This window comes from Xenophilus arseniciresistens, from assembly GCF_028023875.1.
Taxonomy (GTDB): domain Bacteria; phylum Pseudomonadota; class Gammaproteobacteria; order Burkholderiales; family Burkholderiaceae_C; genus Xenophilus; species Xenophilus arseniciresistens.
Genome location: NZ_JAQIPB010000002.1, coordinates 400,433 through 416,542, shown reverse-complemented (window position 1 = coordinate 416,542; position 16,110 = coordinate 400,433). Strand labels below are relative to the sequence as shown.

General features: G+C 70.5%; 13 protein-coding genes. 10 read left to right on the top strand and 3 right to left on the bottom strand.

The genetic code is table 11. The annotated features are described in order from the left end of the window. Nucleotides 1-13: 13 nt before the first annotated feature. From PGB34_RS06525 to PGB34_RS06490, 8 genes are all read left to right on the top strand, one after another. Nucleotides 14-1,027: an NADPH:quinone oxidoreductase family protein gene (locus PGB34_RS06525; protein WP_271427256.1), complete on the top strand. Its 1,014-nt coding sequence runs from the start codon at nt 14-16 to the stop codon at nt 1,025-1,027. Next, entirely contained in the window at nt 1,024-1,857 is an 834-nt protein-coding gene (locus PGB34_RS06520; RefSeq protein WP_271427255.1) for an SDR family oxidoreductase, read from the top strand. Before PGB34_RS06525 ends, PGB34_RS06520 begins: the two co-directional genes overlap by 4 nt. A gap of 158 nt (nt 1,858-2,015) precedes the next feature. After that, entirely contained in the window at nt 2,016-2,954 is a 939-nt protein-coding gene (locus tag PGB34_RS06515; protein WP_271427254.1) for a DMT family transporter, read from the top strand. A gap of 203 nt (nt 2,955-3,157) precedes the next feature. Continuing rightward, a complete protein-coding gene (locus PGB34_RS06510; protein ID WP_271427253.1) occupies nt 3,158-3,697 on the top strand; it encodes a TRAP transporter small permease in 540 nt (179 codons plus the stop codon). 79 nt (nt 3,698-3,776) lie between these two features. Further along, nucleotides 3,777-5,084 carry a TRAP transporter large permease gene (locus PGB34_RS06505; RefSeq protein ID WP_271427252.1) on the top strand — a complete coding sequence of 436 codons (1,308 nt, stop codon included), beginning with the start codon at nt 3,777-3,779 and terminating at the stop codon, nt 5,082-5,084. Nucleotides 5,085-5,118: 34 nt separating this feature from the next. Beyond that, the gene (locus PGB34_RS06500) at nt 5,119-6,717 is read left to right on the top strand and encodes an AMP-binding protein (RefSeq protein ID WP_271427251.1); all 1,599 of its coding nucleotides are present in this window, start codon (nt 5,119-5,121) and stop codon (nt 6,715-6,717) included. Between the two features lie 40 nt (nt 6,718-6,757). Then, nucleotides 6,758-7,963, top strand: coding sequence for an acyl-CoA dehydrogenase family protein (locus PGB34_RS06495; protein WP_271427250.1), 1,206 nt, complete (start codon nt 6,758-6,760; stop codon nt 7,961-7,963). Between the two features lie 168 nt (nt 7,964-8,131). After that, complete coding sequence (locus PGB34_RS06490; protein WP_271427249.1) at nt 8,132-8,968, top strand: helix-turn-helix transcriptional regulator; 837 nt, start codon at nt 8,132-8,134, stop codon at nt 8,966-8,968. Nucleotides 8,969-9,141: 173 nt separating this feature from the next. Here the strand turns inward: PGB34_RS06490 and PGB34_RS06485 are convergent, their stop codons facing one another. The 3 genes from PGB34_RS06485 to PGB34_RS06475 form a co-directional block, all read right to left on the bottom strand. After that, the gene (locus tag PGB34_RS06485) at nt 9,142-10,416 is read right to left on the bottom strand and encodes a branched-chain amino acid ABC transporter substrate-binding protein (protein WP_408647842.1); all 1,275 of its coding nucleotides are present in this window, start codon (nt 10,414-10,416) and stop codon (nt 9,142-9,144) included. A gap of 123 nt (nt 10,417-10,539) precedes the next feature. Next, complete coding sequence (locus PGB34_RS06480) at nt 10,540-12,078, bottom strand: class I adenylate-forming enzyme family protein (RefSeq protein WP_271427248.1); 1,539 nt, start codon at nt 12,076-12,078, stop codon at nt 10,540-10,542. Continuing rightward, a complete protein-coding gene (locus PGB34_RS06475; RefSeq protein WP_271427247.1) occupies nt 12,075-13,868 on the bottom strand; it encodes an acyclic terpene utilization AtuA family protein in 1,794 nt (597 codons plus the stop codon). Before PGB34_RS06475 ends, PGB34_RS06480 begins: the two co-directional genes overlap by 4 nt. A gap of 210 nt (nt 13,869-14,078) precedes the next feature. Here PGB34_RS06475 and PGB34_RS06470 point away from each other — a divergent pair, with 210 nt between their 5' ends. Both PGB34_RS06470 and PGB34_RS06465 read left to right on the top strand, forming a co-directional pair. Continuing rightward, the gene (locus PGB34_RS06470; protein WP_271427246.1) at nt 14,079-14,795 is read left to right on the top strand and encodes a hypothetical protein; all 717 of its coding nucleotides are present in this window, start codon (nt 14,079-14,081) and stop codon (nt 14,793-14,795) included. 59 nt (nt 14,796-14,854) lie between these two features. Continuing rightward, entirely contained in the window at nt 14,855-16,024 is a 1,170-nt protein-coding gene (locus PGB34_RS06465; RefSeq protein ID WP_271427245.1) for an acyl-CoA dehydrogenase family protein, read from the top strand. The last annotated feature ends 86 nt before the right edge of the window (nt 16,025-16,110 follow it).

The following is a 16,110-nucleotide window of genomic DNA, read 5'->3' as shown; positions in this document are numbered from 1 at the left end:
GGAGGGCGCGCGCATGAAAGCCGTGCTCTGCAGGCAGTACGGGCCGCCGGCATCGCTGGTGTGCGAAGAGGTGGCGCCGCTGCAGCCCGGGCCGGGCCAGGTGGTGGTGACGGTGCATGCGGCCGCCGCCAACTTCCCCGACACGCTCATCATCGAGAACCGCTACCAGTTCAAGCCCACGCTGCCCTTTTCGCCCGGCGGCGAGGTGGCGGGCGTGGTCAAGGCGGTGGGCGAGGGCGTGCAGGGCTTCGCGCCCGGCGAGCGCGTCATCGCCGTGTGCGGCTGGGGCGGCTTTGCCGACGAGGTGGCCTGCGAGGCCGGCAAGCTGATCCGCCTGCCCGAGGGCATCGCCATGGAAGCGGCCGCCGCGCTGGTCATCACCTACGGCACCACGCACTATGCGCTGCGCCGCCGCGCGCAGCTCCAGCCGGGCCAGACGCTGCTGGTGCTGGGCGCGGCCGGCGGCACCGGGCTGTCGGCGGTGGAGCTGGGCAAGCTGATGGGCGCGCAGGTCATCGCCGCGGCGTCCAGCGATGAGAAGTTGGCTCTGTGCCGAAGCTACGGCGCCGACCACGTCATCAACTATGCGCAGGAAGACCTGCGCGCGGGCATCGCGCGCATCACGAACGGGCGCGGCGTGGACATCGTCTACGACCCGGTGGGCGGCGCCTTCACCGAAGCCGCCGTGCGCAGCCTGGCCTGGGAAGGGCGGCTCCTGGTCATCGGCTTCACGGCCGGCGAGATCCCGCGCCTGCCGCTGAACCTGCCGCTGCTCAAGGGCGCCAGCGTGGTGGGCGTGTTCTACGGCGGCTTCACGCAGCGTTCGCCGCAGGAGGCCGACGTGCTGATGCAGGAACTGCTGGGCTGGCTGCGCGAAGGCCGCATCCGGCCGCACGTCACGCAGCGCCTTGCGCTGGAGCAGGCCGCGCAGGCGCTGCAGGCCCTGGCCGAGCGGCGCGCGCTGGGGAAGATCGTGTTGAGCACCGCGGCGGGCCGCGCTGCCGCGCAGCAGGGGGCCGCCGCATGAGCGACAGCCAGATTCCCGAAGACGTCCGGGCCTCCACGCCCTTCCACGCGCAGGGCAGGGTGATCGTGGTCACGGGCGGCGGCAGCGGCATCGGCCGCGCGCTGGTGCAGCGCTTCGTGGCCGAGGGCGCACGCTGCGTGGTGGCGGCCGACCGCGACGAGGCCGCCGCGCGCGACGCGGCGCGGCAGGCCGGCCCCGCCGCGGTGGCCGTGTTCTGCGACGTGGCCAGCGAGCCCGGCACGCGCGGCCTGATCGAGACCACCGAGGCGCGCTTCGGCCCCATCGACCTGTTCTGCGCCAACGCGGGCGTGTCGGTGCAGGGCGGCGCCGGGCTGCCCGACGGCCAGTGGCAGCGGCTGTGGGAGATCAACGTGATGGCCCATGTGCATGCCGCGCGCCAGCTGGTGCCGCGCATGCTGGCGCGCGGCGGCGGGCACCTGCTGTTCACGGCCTCGGCGGCGGGGTTGCTGTCGCAGTTCGATGCGCCCTATGCCGTGACCAAGCATGCGGCGCTGGCCTTTGCCGAATGGCTGTCCATCGCCCACGGCGGGCAGGGCCTGGGCGTGAGCTGCCTGTGCCCGCAGGGCGTGGACACGCCGCTGTTCCGGGCCGAATCGGCTGCGCGGCAGCAGGGCATGTCGGCGCAGGTGCGCACGCCGCAGGAGGTGGCGGCGTTGGTGGTGCAGGCGCTCGCCGAAGGGCGCTTTCTGATCCTCACGCACCCCGAAACGCAGGAATACGTGGCGCGGCGCGCGCTCACGCGCGAGCGCTGGCTGCGCGGCATGCGCAAGCTGCAGGGCGTCGCGCAGGCGTCCCTGCCCGGGCCCTGAACGGCGCAAGAATGGCGCACCCGCCCCCATGACCGCCAGCCCAACCCCCTTCGACCCTTTCGCAAGCTGCCGCGTGCCCCGCGGCAGGGGCGCTGCGGGCCGCATGGGGCACGCGGCTGCCGTTGCGCAGCGGAGCCCGGCATGAGGCCGCCGGGCCGATGACGACCGGTGAGCGCCCGCAGGGCGCGCCCGCGTCGCCGCCGGCCCTGGTCCCCGTGCAGGTGCTGCTGCTGGGCACCACCGCGATGTGGGGCCTGAACGTGGCGATGATGAAGTGGCTCACCGGCCACTTCGACCCCATCGCGATGGCGGTGCTGCGCATGGTGGCCGCCACGCTGGCGCTGAGCTGGCTCATGCACCGCGCGGGCCGCGGCTGGCAGCTGCAGGGCTGGCGCACGCACTGGAAGACCCTTCTGGTGTGCAGCGCGCTGATGATCTACCTGAACCAGTGGCTGTTCGCGGCCGGCCTGCAGCGCAGCAGCGCCACCAATGGCGCCCTGATCACCGGGCTCAGCCCGCTGGTGGCGTCGGTGCTGGCCTGGGCGCTGCTGCGCGAGCGCTTGCCGCTGCTGCGCCTGATCGGCGTGATGCTGGGGTTGTCGGGCGTGGCCGTGGTGGTGCTGCAGCGCTCGGGCGGCTCGGTGTCGGCCGGCAGCGTGGGCGATCTGCTGATCCTGTGCGCCATCGTGCTCTTCGGCCTGGGCTCGGTGCTGCTGCAGCGGCTGCTGCAGCACAGTGATGCGCTGGCCATCAGCCTGGGCATCCATGCGCTGGGCAGCGTGCTGCTGCTGGCGCACAGCGGCGTGGCGGCCCTGGTGCGCGGCGGCTGGCCGCAGACCAGCAGCGCGCCGCTTTACTGGGCCATGGCCCTGCTGTCGGGGGCGCTGGCCACGGGGCTGGGCAACCTCATGTGGACGCGCGCCATCTCGCGCATCGGCATGGCGCGCGCAGCGCTGTGGACCAACTTCGTGCCGCTGTTCGCGGTGGCCGCCGCCGCCTTGCTGCTGGGCGAGCGCATCACGCGCTGGGACCTGCTGGGCCTGCTGCTGGTGCTGGCCGGCACGCGGCTGGGCATGAAGAAGCCCGCGCATCGCTGAAGCGCACGCAGGCGGCCTGGCGGCTGCCGCCGGGCGCGCCCCGGGTTTGTGAGAGCAGCGCGCAGCCAGAACACACAAGACCCTGCCAGAGCCTCACGGGTACGGTACGCCCATCGCCGCACAGGCCCGTGCAAGGGCCGCGGCGAGACCGGCATCCATCGCAAGAAAAGGCGTCCGCACGCACGGGCGCAGGAGACAACCCCATGTTCAGGCTCGGCAGGCTGCTGTCCCGCTTCATCGACGTGCTCACCGTGATCGCGGGGCTGTCCATCGCATTCATGATGCTGCACATCACGGCCGACGTGGTGGCGCGCGTGGTCTTCCAATCGCCGCTGCCGGGCACGATGAGCCTGGTGTCGTACTACTACATGGCGGTCGCGGCCTTCATGCCGCTGGCCTTCGCAGAGCAGAAGTCGGCCCACATCTCGGTGGAGGTGCTGACCGAGCGCCTGCCGGCCACGGTGCAGAAGCACCTGGCGGGCTGGCTGCTACTGATCTCGGCTGCGTCCTTCCTCGCGCTGACCGTGCGCACCTGGGGCGAGGCCATGACCAAGTGGGAGATCAAGGCCTCGGTGGTGCAGGGGCTGGACAGCATTCCCGTGTGGCCCACGTACTTCGTACTGCCCGTGGGCTGCGCGCTGATGTTCCTCGTGGTGGTCTACAAGTTTCTGGTCTATGTGAGCGGCGCCGAGTCGGGCCTGGACGACGAGCGCGCGCGGGCCGACGACCTCGACGGCGTGTGAAGCGGCCCGGTGCCATGCGCACCCGCCATCCCCCGCACCTCCTTTTCTTCTTCAAGCACACCCACCCCCTCACACCATCATGAGCGACGTACAAATCGGCCTGACCGGCATGGGCATCCTGCTGCTGCTGATCGCCCTTCGGCTGCCCATCGGCATCGCGCTGATCGCCGTCTCCTTTGGCGGCATCTGGTACCTGATGGACTGGAGCGTCGCCTGGGGCGCGCTGGGCGTGATCCCCTACCAGTTCGCCACCAACTGGGTGCTCAGTTCGGTGCCCATGTTCCTGCTGCTGGGCTTCGTGTGCTACCACGCACAGCTCACGCAGGGCCTGTTCCGGGCCGCGCAGGTGTGGCTTGCGGGCGTGCCGGGCGGCCTGGCCATCTCGGGCATCCTGGGCTGCGCGGGCTTTGCCTCGGTCTGCGGCTCCTCGGTGGCCTGCTCGGCCGCCATGGGCAAGATCGCCGTGCCCGAGATGATGCGCCAGCGCTATGACGCGGGCCTGGCCACGGGCACGGTGGCCGTGGGCGGCACGGTGGGCGCGCTGATCCCGCCGTCCATCATCATGATCCTCTACGGCATCATCGCGCAGACCTCGGTCACGCAGCTGTTCCTGGGCGGGGTGACGGTGGGCCTGCTCACGGTGCTGGGCTACATCCTCGTGATCGTGATCCGCGTCAAGCTCAATCCGTCGCTGGCGCCGCGGTCGGACGAGAAGATCCCCATGGACGAGAAGCTGCGCGCGCTCAAGCCCGTGTGGCCCATCCTGCTGGTGATGGTGGGCATCTTCGCGGGCCTGTTCAGCGGGCTGTTCACGCCCACCGAGGCCGGCGCCGTCGGTGCCTTCCTGGCCTGCGGCGTGGCCCTGCTCAACCGCTCGCTGACCTGGGAGCGCTTTCGCAACGCCATCCTGGAGACCCTGCTGACCACGGCGGGCCTGATGGTGATCGCCGTGGGCGCGAGCCTGCTCACGCGCTTTCTGGCGCTCTCGGGCGCGGGCAACTATGTGTCCTCGCTGATCATCGACACCGATGCCAGCTTCGTCTGGATCATGTTCGGCGTGGTGGTGCTGTACCTGGTCCTGGGCCTGTTCCTCGAGCCCATCGGCTGCATGCTGCTCACCTTGCCCATCGTGCTGCCCATCATCGACGCCACGGGCATGAGCCTGGTGTGGTTCGGCGTGCTGCTGACCAAGCTGCTGGAGATCGGAATGATCACGCCGCCCATCGGCATGAACGTGTTCGTGATCAAGGGGGTGGTGGGCAACCTCATCTCCACCACCGGCATCTTCAAGGGGATCCTGTGGTTCCTGATGGCGGACCTGCTGATGCTGCCGCTGCTGATCGCCTTCCCCGACATCATTCTGGTGCTGCCGCGCATCGCTGGCTGAGGGCCGCACCGCCAACGCACCGAGGAGACACGCGATGCCCCAAGCCACCCCCGAGAGCGCCCAGGCGCTGAACCAGAACCTGATCGAGCGCGTGAACCTGGGCGACATGCTCACGCGCAGCGCCGAGCTGCACCCGCAGCGCATCGCCATCGTCGACGGCGAGCGCCGCACCAGCTATGCCGAGCTGGACGCCCAGGTGACGCGGCTGGGCCATGCGCTGCTGGGCCTGGGCCTGCAGCGCGGCGACGTGGTGGGCGTGATGGCGCGCAACTGCCACGAGCTGCTGCTGGTGTACTTCGCCTGCGCGCGCGCCGGGCTGGTCTGCGCCCCGGCCAACCTGGGCCTGCGGGCGCAGGAGATTGCCTGGTGCCTGCGCGACGCCGGTGCGCGGGTGCTGGTCGCCGAAACGGCGCTGCGCAGCCACGCCGACGTGGTGGCGCAGGAACAGCTGCCCGCGCTGCAACACCAGTTCTGGATCCGCTCCGCGCCCGAAGACGAGCTGCCCGGCCCGACGCTGGAGGCGCTGATGGCGCGCGGCAGCGACGCGCCGCTGGAGGTCTTCGTGGCCGACCGCGACCCGGTGCAGCTGCTCTACACCAGCGGCACCACGGCCCAGCCCAAGGGCGTGCTCACCAGCCACCTGGCGGCCACCATGGCGGCCTTGTCGGGCGCGCTGGCCCTGCATGCGGATGCGGGCTACACCACGCTGGTGGCGCTGCCGCTGTTCCATTGCGCGATGCTCAACTCGATCAGCATGCCGGTGCTGCTGGTGGGCGGCAAGCTGGTGCTGGCCAAGGGCTTCGAGCCGCACCAGGCGGCCGGGCTGTTCGAGCGCGAGCAGGTGCACCTGGTGGTGCTGCTGCCCATGATGTACGGCCTGCTTCTGGGCGACGCGGCGCTGAAGGACCGCACCTTCGGCCACATGCGCCGCGCCATGTATGCGATGGCGCCCATGCCCGAAGAGCGGCTGCACCAGATCCACGCCATGTTCCCCAATGCCGACGTGGTGCTGGGCTCGGGCCAGACCGAGTTCACGCCTGCCACCTGCATGCAGCGGCCCGAGCACCAGTGGAGCAAGTCGCGCACCTGGGGCACCGCATCGGCCATGACGCGCGTGGGCGTGATGGACGACGAAGGCCGGCTGCTGCCGCGCGGCGAGACCGGCGAGCTGGTCTACCGCGGCCCGCAGGTGATGAACGGCTACCTGAACCAGCCCGAGGCCACGGCCGCGAGCATGCGCCACGGCTGGTTCCACAGCGGCGACGTGGCCCACATCGACGAGGACGGCGCGATCTGGTTCAAGGACCGCTACAAGGACGTGATCAAGACCGGCGGCGAGAACGTGGCCTCCATCGAGGTGGAGCGCTGCCTGATGGAGCATTCCGGCGTGGCCGAGGCCGCGGTGGTCGGCCTGCCGCACGCGCGCTGGGGCGAGGCCATCACGGGCGTGGTCATCCCCAAGCCCGGCGCCCAGGTGGACGAAGCCGCGCTGCTGGCCCATTGCCGCGCGCTGCTCGCGCCCTTCAAGGTGCCCAAGGCGGTGGTGCTGGTGCAGGAGTTTCCGCGCACGGGCACCGGCAAGATCCAGAAGCATGTGATCCGCAGCGCGCATGCCTCGCTGTACGAAGCCTGAACGCACGCCCCACAACCCTGCCACCACTCCAAGGAGCCCGATGGCCTTCGAACCCAGTCCCCAGGTGATGGACCTGCAGCAGCGGCTGCACGCCTTCATGCAGGCCCACATCTACCCCAACGAGGGCCGCTACGTGCAGGAGGCCGAATCGCTGGGGCCGTGGAAGGTGCTGCCCGTGATCGAGGAGCTCAAGCCCCTGGCGCGCGAGGCCGGTTTGTGGAACCTGTTCCTGCCCGCGTCGGGCCATGGCGCGGGCCTGAGCAACCTGGACTACGCGCCGCTGTGCGAGATCATGGGCCGCTCGCTGATGGCGCCGGAGGTCTTCAACTGCAGCGCGCCCGACACCGGCAACATGGAAGTGCTGGCGCGCTACGGAACGCCCGAGCAGCAGGAGCGCTGGCTCAAGCCGCTGCTGGCCGGCGAGATCCGCTCCTGCTTCGCGATGACCGAGCCCGGCGTGGCGTCGAGCGACGCCACCAATATCGAAAGCGCGATCGTGCGCGACGGCGACCACTACCTCATCAATGGCCACAAGTGGTACACCACCGGCGCCACCGACCCGCGCTGCCGCATCGCCATCTTCATGGGCAAGTCCGACCCCGACCATGCAGACCGCCACAAGCAGCAGTCGATGATCCTCGTGCCCATGGACACGCCCGGCGTGGAGGTCCGACGCTCGCTGCCGGTCTTCGGCTTCTACGGTGCGCCAGACCGGGCTTCCGAAGTGGTGTTCAAGGACGTGCGCGTGCCCGCGGCCAACATGCTGCTGGGCGAGGGGCGGGGCTTCGAGATCGCGCAGGGCCGGCTGGGCCCGGGCCGCATCCACCATTGCATGCGCCTGATCGGCCTGGCCGAGCGCAGCCTCGAGAAGATGTGCCGCCGCGCCAGCGAGCGCGTCGCTTTCGGCAAGCGCGTGTCGGAGCAGGGCGTGACGGTGGAGCGCATCGCGCAGGCGCGCATCCTCATCGAACAGGCGCGGCTGCTCACGCTCAACGCCGCCGACAAGATGGACAAGGTGGGCAACAAGGCCGCGCTGCTGGACATCGCGATGATCAAGGTGGCTGCGCCGCAGATGGCCTGCCAGGTCATCGACTGGGCCATCCAGGCCCATGGGGGCGGCGGCACCAGCAATGACTTCGGCCTGACCATGGCCTACGCCATGGCGCGCATCCTGCGCCTGGCCGACGGGCCCGACGAAGTGCACCGGGCGCAGATCGGGCGGCTGGAGCTGCGCAAGTACGCCTGAGCCTGTCTCCGATGTGTCAAGGGTAAACACCGGCCGCGCGTGGTGGTGCGATAGCCAGCTGTCACAAGAACTTTTGCCGGCCGGCCCTATGCTTGTCCAGGCACCAGAACACCGCGTCGCCCGCCCGCCCTCAACGGCCTGCCGGCGGCGCCGAAGGAGACAAGCTGCATGACCCTGATGACCGCTTCCGCCGCCTTGCACCCGCTGCGCCGCTGTACCAGCGCCGACCGCGTGATGTGGATCACCCCCGACCGCGTGTTCTATGCGGGCCTTCTGGGCAATCCCACCGAGCATGTGCGCGGCGCCATCGTGCTGTACTTTGCGCTCGAAGCGCCCGTGCGCCTGAGCGTGGAGGGCGGCCCCTGGCTGAGCGCCGACGTGATGCTGGTGCAGCCCTATGTGCCGCACAGCGTGGCTTGCGACGCGCGCCATGTGGGCGCGGTCTACATCGAGCCCGAAACCGTGGACCTGGACCAACTGCCCGCCTTGCTGCGCGGCGGCAGCGGCCCGCTCGAACTGCCGGGCCTGGCCGCCCACCTGCGCGCCTGCCATGCGCGCGTGCTGGCCACAGGGCAGGGAGAGGAACTGATGCCCTCCGACTTCGACCCGCTGTTCTTTGGCCAGGCCTTCGCCGGCCGCAGGATGGACGCACGCATCGCCGAGGTGCTGGACACCATCAAGGCCAACCCCTCGGCCCCGGCCACGGCCGAGGAATGCGCGAACCAGGTGAGCCTGTCCTTCTCGCGCTTTCTGCACCTGTTCAAGGCCGAGGTGGGCGTGCCCTTTCGCAGCTTCCGCACCTGGCGCCGCGCGCGCAGCCTGCTGCACTACGTGGACCGCAGCTACAACCTGGCCCAGGTGGCGCTGGACATCGGCTACCCCGACTCCACCCACTTCAGCCACTCCATCCGCCAGACCTACGGCCTCAAGCCCCGCGACATCTTCGCCGGCTCGCGCAAGCTGCGCATGCTGGGGGAGCCGTTGGCGGGGATGATGAGGATGTGAGAGGCAAGCCCCAGGCCGCTCGCAGCTACCCCCTTCTGCTGCGCGAAGCGGACGCACCCAGAGAGCTGGCTGAGCCAGCTCCTTGGGTGCCCTGAGTGCTTCGTTGCGCTTGCCGGTAGAGCTGCCGTGATGCGGCAGTGCCCGATCTCCCGGACCCAGGCTGCCGCTCAGGCTCAGCTCGCGCTGGGCCGCTTCATGCTGCAGGTGGTGGGCAGGGTGACCTTTTCGGCCGGCAGGCGCTCGTCGGTGCGCCAGCCGTGGCCGGTCTTGCCCAGGTCGTAGCGCATGCCGGTGCCGCCGGCCTTGGCCCAGGTCACGGCGAACAGGGGCTGCAGCACCTGGTGGTCGGCCTTGCGCAGCGTGACCTTGCCGTTGAGGCTGTCCACCTGCATGTCTTCCATGGCGAAGGCCACCTGGGTCGGGTCGGTGGAGCGGGCCTTGACGATGCCCTGGGCCAGCAGGCGCATGCCGGTGTAGGTGGTGGAGACGAAGTAGTCGTCGTTGAACTTGGCCCTGAAGGCTTCGACCACCGCGTCGCTGGCGGCGTTGCCGTCGTTGGCGTGCCAGTAGGGCATGGCGCGAACCTTCCCGGCGGCGCCCGCGCCCATCGACACGGCCATGCCCGGCGCGACGGCGTAGTAGGTGTAGATGGGCGGTGCGAGGTTGTAGTCGCGGCTGGACTTGAGCAGCAGCGCCAGGTCGGCGCCGGCGCTGGCCGTGATCACGATGTCGGGTTTGGCGGCCGCCACCTTGGCGACGTAGGGCGCGAAGTCCTTGACCTGGCCGAAGGGGTGCAGGTCGTCACCCACGATTTCGATGTCGGCGCGCTTGGCCGGCAACTGCTCCTTGGCCGCACGCGAGACCTGCTGGCCCAGTGCGTAGTTGGGGTTGAGCAGGTACACGCGCTTGATGGCCTTGTTGCTGGCGATCAGCTCGGCCATGGCGTTCATCTTCACGTCGGCGTTGGAGTCCAGGCTGAAGTGCCAGAAGCTGCATTTGGCACCCGTCAGGTCGGGGTCGCCGGCCGAGGTGTTGAAGTACACGATCTCCTTGCCCGGGTTGCGCTGGTTGTGCTTGTTCAGCGCGTCCACCAGCGCCAGCGCGGAGCCCGAGCCGAAGCCCTGCGCGATGTAGCGAAAGCCGTTGTCGCTGGCCGACTTGAGCATGGCCAGCGATTCCTGCGGATTGGCCTTGTTGTCGAAGCCCACCACCTCGAAGCTGTGGCCCGGCGCCCAGTTCTCGCGGTTGGCGATCTCGGCCACCAACTGCCAGCTGCGCAGCACGTTGATGCCGGTTTCGGCGAAGGGGCCCGAGAGCGGGTCGATGTAGGCGATGCGCACCTTCTCGGCCATTGCCGCGCCGGCCGCGGTGCCGATGAGCAGGGCGGCCAGCACGCTGCGCTGCAGCCGAAAGCGGGGTTTTCTGGAAAGGGATGGCTTGTGCTTCATGGCGATGTCTCCGGTTCTTTTTTGGGTGAAACAAAAATGCGAGTGGACGACGGATGGCGCTCAGCGCTCAGCGCTCAGCGCTCAGGGCTCAGCGCTCAGCGCTCAGCGCTCAGGGCTCAGGGCTCAGGGCCCACCCGCGCGCCGCCGCGCATGCGCGGCCTCCAGCAGGTTGCGCTGCACCTTGCCGGTGGCGTTGCGCGGCAGTTCGTCGGCCCGCACGAAGACCACCTCCCTGGGCAGCTTGTAGCCGGCGATCTGGCCGCGGCAGCGCGCGATCAGGGTGGCCGCGTCCAGCGCGGGATCGGCCGCCACCACGTAGGCCACGGGCACCTCGCCCCATTGCGCATCCGGCTGGCGGATCACCACCGCATCGGCCACGCCGGGCAGGGTGCCGAGCACGCGTTCGATCTCGGCCGGGTAGATGTTTTCGCCGCCGGACTTGATCAGGTACTTCTTGCGGTCCACGTAGTGCAGCAGGCCGTCGGCGCTGCGCGTGAACATGTCGCCCATGGCGAACCAGTCGCCCTGGCGCAGGCGTGCGCCGCCGTCGGCATGGGCCTGGTAGTCGCAGTAGCCGCTGAACAGGCCCGGCCCGCTGACCTGCATTTCGCCGGGCTGGTCGGGGCCGACCTCGCTGCCCTCGTCGTCCACCAGCCGGATCAGGCACAGCGAGCTTTGCCGCTTGGACAGGTCATGCACCGGCTGCCCCGGCGCCAGCAGGCCCGCGCTGGCCGGCGCCGAGCCGGTCTCGGTGGCGCCGAAGGAGTTGAGAAAGGGTGCCTGCACCAGGCGCGTGATGGCCTCGATCTGCGCTGGCGGCACCAGGTCGGCCATGCAGCCTACGCCGCGCACGCCCTTCACCGAAAAACCGGGTGCGCTGAAAGCCTCGATGGCCTTGTCCACCATGCCCGGGATGACCACGAGGTGGCCGATGCGCTCGGTCTGCACGAGGTGCCGGAGGGCCGGCAGATCCAGCCCGTCGAGGATGAAGACCGTGCCGCCGCCCAGCAGGGTGGTGAGCGTCGAATCGGTGGCCAGCATGTGGAACATGGGCGTCCACGCGATGAAGGCATCGCCCGGCACCAGAAGCTGGTCCAGCGCAGCGATGCAGGCGCGTGCCATGCTGGCGCGGTGGCTGATCAGCGCGCCCTTGGGCAGGCCCGTGGTGCCGCTGGTGTAGAGGATGAACAGGCCGGCTTCGGCATCGGCCTGGCCCAGCGGCACATCGCCCGCGCGCTGGCCCTGCTGCAGCCAGGCTTCGTGCCCCTGGTCCAGGTTCAGCACCGGTACCTCGCCATTCACCAGTGCGTCCACGCGCGCATCGGCCAGCAGCGGCGCAAAGCGCGCCGAGCAGATCACCAGTTGCGGCCTGACCAGCGTGATGCAGTGGCGCAGCTCGGTGGGCGACTGGCGCCAGTTCTGGCAGGCCACGATCACGCCCAGCGCCGCAGCGCCCAGCAGCAGCTGCACGTATTCGGCGCGGTTTTCCGACAGCAGCGCCACGCGGTCGCCGGGTCGCAGGCCCTGCGCGGCCAGCGCGCGGGCCGTGCGCCCGGCGCTGCGCGCCAGCTCGTCATAGCGCATGGGCCGGCCCTCATGCACCAGCGCCACGCGCGCCGGCCAGGCCCGCGCGCGGTTGAGGAACAGCGTGTAGACGTTCATGACATCCATGCGGCCGGCACGCGCACCGGCATGTCCAGCAGGATCTGCCCCATGCCCTTGCCCAGCGGGTCCATGCGCGTGGACGCCGGGCCGCCGCCGTCCAGCGCGTCGTGCATCACGAAGTTCATGGCGTGGATGCCGGGCAGGTGGAAGCGCTCCACGCGCCCGTGCACCAGGTGTGCGAACCAGGCCTGCACAGCCTCGGGCGTGAGCCGCGCCCACAGCAGCGGCAGCCATTCGGGCCGGCGCGCGATCACGCCGATGTTCGAGAGGTTGCCCTTGTCCCCGCTGCGCGCCCAGGCCAGGCGCACCAGCGGCACCTCGACCTGCGGCCCGCCATCGTCCTGCCAGGGCGCGGGCGCGGGCGCGGGCAGGGCGGGTGCCGCGCTCACGGCGCCGCCCGCGGGAATCTCCACGGCCCAGTGCTGCTCGCCCATGCTCACGCGCACCGGCACGCGCCCTTTGTCCAGCAGGAAGGCGAAGGGCTTGATGTGCGGGGAGGCGCTGGGCCGCGCCAGGCCCGGCCCCGTGGTGCCCGGCGACCAGGAGGTGCCGGCCGGCGCGATCTCGCGCGCGAAGATGGCCAGCGCCTGCTTGTCGGGGTGGTTCACGGTCACGCGCACCATCACTTCGCGCGCGGCCTGCGCACGGCTGTGCGGGCCGTAGAGCGTTTCGGCACCCAGCAGCGCCACTTGGGCCTGCGTGAAATCGGCCAGGCCCTGCTGCCGGAGCATCTGGCGGCAGCGCGCCAGGATGGATTCGCCCGTGCGCTGCGCCTTGCGCGCGGCGTCGATGCCCACGATCACCATCGCACCCGCGGCGCGCCAGCCGTCCATGGCCGTGGCCGAGACCTTGTACTGGCCGCTCGGTGCGCGCCCGCGCGCGCCGCTCACGCGCACGCGGTGCGCATCGATCTGCTCGATGACCACCTCGCGGAAGTCGCAGCTCACGTCGGGCAGCAGGTAAGACCCGGGGTCGCCGATCTCATACAGCATCTGCTCGGCGATGGCCGCGCGCAGGATGGCGCCGCCCGTGCCTTCGGCCTTGCGCACGTCGAAGCTGCCGTCGGCGCGGCAGTCGATGATGGGGTAGCCGATGTTGGGCCAGTCGGGCACGGCCTCCCAGTCGGTGTGCAGCCCGCCCGTGGCCTGGCAGCCGCATTCGATGATGTGGCCCGCCAGGCTGCCGCCGGCCAGCGCGTCGTGCTGCCCGGGTGTCCAGCCGAACTCGTGGATCAGCGGGCCCAGCGTCACGGCGCTGTCCACGCCGCGGCCGGTGATCACGATGTCGGCTCCCTCGGCCAGGGCCTTGGCCACGGGCAGGGCGCCCAGGTAGGCGTTGGCGCTGAGCACCTTGGCCGGCAGGGGCTCGCCGCTGAACATGTCGGTGGCGCCGCCCTCGCGCAGCGCGGGCATCAGCGCGCTCACGTCGTCGCCCTCGACGATCGCGATGCGCGGGTTCAGCTGCATCGATTCAGCCAGCGCCTTCAGCGCCGCCGCACAGCCCTGCGGGTTGATGCCGCCCGCATTGGCCAGCACCTTGATGCCGCGCTTCATCACTTCAGGCAGCACCGCCTTCATCGCCACGTCGACGAAGTCGGTGGCGTAGCCCATCTCGGGCTTCTTCAGCCGCGCGGCGGCCATGATGGCCATGGTGGTCTCGGCCAGGTAATCGAACACCAGGTAGTCGATCTGGCCCGAGTTCACGAGCTGCGGCGCCCCCAGGGCGCTGTCGCCCCAGAAACCTGATGCGCCGCCGATGCGAACCACCTTGTCTGAGTTTGCTGTCATGCGTTGTGTCTCCGAATGCGCGAGCAGGCGGCGCGATGTGGCCGCCCGAACAGAAGAAAAAGAAGGAATGCCTGCGGGCCAGACTAGCAGCGGCCCGCGGGCGCGGCTTGCGCGTTGTGGCTGCGCGCGCGCCGCGCTGCACCCTGCCGCGCGCGGCGGCACAGCCGGTTCGCGCAAGACGCCTGAGGGACAGTCGCCCAGCATGGCCGCATGCGTCTTTTTTCTGCGGGTGCCATCGGCGCACCAGCGACCCAACCGGTGCGTGCGCGCGGCCCCCAGGCGCCGCTGGCCTGCGTGGTCAGCGGCGTGGCCCATGGCGCACATGAGGAGGAAGCCGCGCTGGCCGTGGCCCGCGCGCTGCGCGCCCAGGGCCTGAGCGTGGCGCTGGGCACGCCCGCGATCCGCGGCGACCCGCAGCCCACGGGCCGCTGGGCCAGCGCGCCGCTGGGGCGTTTGGCGGCAGCCGGCAGCTTCCGGCTGCCCGAGGCCGCGCTGTGCCCTTATCGCCTGCCGCCTGCGGCCGACCTGGGCGCGGCTGCCGCGTGCATGCACACGGCCATCGACGTGGAGGTGATCCGCGATGCCCAGGCCGTGCTGTGCACCTGGGTCGATGCGCTGGTGCTGATGGGGCTGGGCGGCCTGCAGGCGCGCCTGGGGCCCGAACTGCGCGCCGGGCAACTGCTGGCGCAGCTGGCGTTGCCGTTGCTGCTGGTGCGCGCGGCGCACGAGCCGCCCTGCGATGCAGCCCTGCCGCAGGGCCTGCCCGTGGCGGGCTGGCTCGGCGCGGGCGCGCCGCCGCAGGCTGCTGACTGGCCAGGCGTGCCCTGCGTGGGCAGCCTGCAAGGCGGCGTGGACGCGGCCCGGCTGCTGCAGGCGCTGCGCCACAGCAGCCAGATGCCGCAAGACAGCGCGCGCCCCTCCCCCTAGGCTGGGCACTGCCCGTATTTCATTCTTTGCGCGCGCTGCTGGCGCGCCTGGCATTCACCATGATCGACATCACGCCGCTTCCCCACTACTTCACGCCCGAACACGAGGAGTTCCGCGCCTCGCTGCGCGCCTTTGCCGCGCGCGAGATCACGCCCCATGTCATTGCCTGGGACGAGGCAGAAACCTTCCCGCGCGAGCTGTACGGCAAGCTGGCCCAGCTTGGCGTGCTGGGCCTGGGCTACGACGAGGCCTATGGCGGCACGCCGGCCGACCTGTTCTTCCACATCGTCGTGGCCGAGGAGCTGGCGCGCACGGGCGGCGGCGGCGTTTCGGCCTCGGCGATGTCGCACAGCATCGGCCTGCCGCCGGTGGCGCGTTTTGGCAGCGCGGCGCTGCGCGAGCGCGTGATCCCGCCCGTGCTGGCGGGCGAGAAGATCTCGGCCCTGGCCGTGACCGAGCCGGGTGGCGGCTCGGACGTGGCCGCGCTCAAGACCACGGCCGTGCGCGATGGCGACCACTACGTGCTCGACGGCGAGAAGGTTTTCATCACCTCGGGCATGCGCGCCGACTACATCACGGTGGCCGTGCGCACCGACCCCGCCAGCAAGGGCGCCAACGGCATCTCGGCGCTGCTGGTCGAAGGCGACGCGCCCGGCCTCACGCGCACGCCGCTGCAGAAGATGGGCTGGTGGGCTTCAGACACGGCCCACCTGCGCTTCGACAAGGTGCGCGTGCCCGTGGCCAACCTGCTGGGCGAGGAGAACGCGGGCTTCAAGGTCTTCATGACCAACTTCAACGCCGAGCGGCTGAGCATGTCGGCCTCGGCCTGCAGCTATGCCGAGGTCTGCCTCAACGAGGCCGTGGACTGGGCGCGCGAGCGCCAGACCTTCGGCCAGCCGCTGATCGAGCGCCAGGTGATCCGCCACAAGCTGGTGGACATGGCCATGCGCATCAACGCCGCGCGCGGCCAGGTCTACGAGCTGGCCTACCGCGTAGAGCACCAACTGGGCGACCCCGCGCAACTGGTGGCGCGCACCTGCATGGCCAAGGTGCTGGCCACGCAGGCCATGCAGTTCTGCGCCGACCAGGCCGTGCAGATCCTGGGCGGCATGGGCTTCATGCGCGGCACCAGGAGCGAGCGCATCTACCGGGAAGTGAAGGTGATGATGATCGGCGGCGGCTCGGAAGAGATCATGAAGGACCTGACGGCGCGGCAGCTCGGGCTGTAGCACCGCCTGGAGCACGAAGAAAGAAAACCACGGAGACCCTGAAATGAAACTACCCCCACGCTCCCCCGCTTCGCGAGGTCCGCTGC

Coding starts and splice junctions, on each gene's coding strand:
- PGB34_RS06525 (WP_271427256.1), top strand. CDS start 14: ATGAAAGCCGTGCTCTGCAGGCAGTACGGGCCGCCGGCATCGCTGGTG.
- PGB34_RS06520 (WP_271427255.1), top strand. CDS start 1,024: ATGAGCGACAGCCAGATTCCCGAAGACGTCCGGGCCTCCACGCCCTTC.
- PGB34_RS06515 (WP_271427254.1), top strand. CDS start 2,016: ATGACGACCGGTGAGCGCCCGCAGGGCGCGCCCGCGTCGCCGCCGGCC.
- PGB34_RS06510 (WP_271427253.1), top strand. CDS start 3,158: ATGTTCAGGCTCGGCAGGCTGCTGTCCCGCTTCATCGACGTGCTCACC.
- PGB34_RS06505 (WP_271427252.1), top strand. CDS start 3,777: ATGAGCGACGTACAAATCGGCCTGACCGGCATGGGCATCCTGCTGCTG.
- PGB34_RS06500 (WP_271427251.1), top strand. CDS start 5,119: ATGCCCCAAGCCACCCCCGAGAGCGCCCAGGCGCTGAACCAGAACCTG.
- PGB34_RS06495 (WP_271427250.1), top strand. CDS start 6,758: ATGGCCTTCGAACCCAGTCCCCAGGTGATGGACCTGCAGCAGCGGCTG.
- PGB34_RS06490 (WP_271427249.1), top strand. CDS start 8,132: ATGACCCTGATGACCGCTTCCGCCGCCTTGCACCCGCTGCGCCGCTGT.
- PGB34_RS06485 (WP_408647842.1), bottom strand. CDS start 10,416: ATGAAGCACAAGCCATCCCTTTCCAGAAAACCCCGCTTTCGGCTGCAG.
- PGB34_RS06480 (WP_271427248.1), bottom strand. CDS start 12,078: ATGAACGTCTACACGCTGTTCCTCAACCGCGCGCGGGCCTGGCCGGCG.
- PGB34_RS06475 (WP_271427247.1), bottom strand. CDS start 13,868: ATGACAGCAAACTCAGACAAGGTGGTTCGCATCGGCGGCGCATCAGGT.
- PGB34_RS06470 (WP_271427246.1), top strand. CDS start 14,079: ATGCGTCTTTTTTCTGCGGGTGCCATCGGCGCACCAGCGACCCAACCG.
- PGB34_RS06465 (WP_271427245.1), top strand. CDS start 14,855: ATGATCGACATCACGCCGCTTCCCCACTACTTCACGCCCGAACACGAG.